The 475-nt window shown below is 54.7% G+C and carries 1 pseudogene; it reads left to right on the forward strand.

The annotated features are described in order from the left end of the window. Positions 1–254: 254 nt before the first annotated feature. Positions 255–475, forward strand: a pseudogene (locus JF66_RS20075) (acyl-CoA desaturase); the annotation flags it as partial.

Genomic DNA, 475 nt, shown 5'->3' on the forward strand with positions numbered 1-475 from the left:
CTTCTGATCAGCGTCTTTTTTTACCCACTGTGGACGGGAACCCAGACATCGTTCACCTTCTGGCAGCTTCATACATGGATGCCCAGTTGGAGATAGGTCAGGCTTGATATATTCTCAGAATGGCATATAATGACTGGGAATAGTGTGTGAAAACTTGGTGTTAGGTGGGGTCGCGACCGTACACTGAGAGGTATCTGCTCCACGAGTAATTGCTCACACCCTGGCTGAGAAGTCTTACGTCTACCAAAGGCCTCATGTCGGAAGCTACTGCCGCACCCGCGGTCCGAATCATTCGGACGCGCCCGGGTGGAGACAAGAAGAACCCCACAACCGAATACTCCTCGCTGCTGCACACGGTGCGCAATCTGGGACTGCTCGGTCGACGCACCGGCTTCTACTGGATGATGTTTTCGATCCTGGTCGTCGCGACCGGCGGAGCCGTTACCGGCTTCATCCTGCTCGGTGACACGTGGTA

It is taken from the genome of Cryobacterium sp. MLB-32 (genome assembly GCF_000738085.1).
Lineage (GTDB): Bacteria > Actinomycetota > Actinomycetes > Actinomycetales > Microbacteriaceae > Cryobacterium.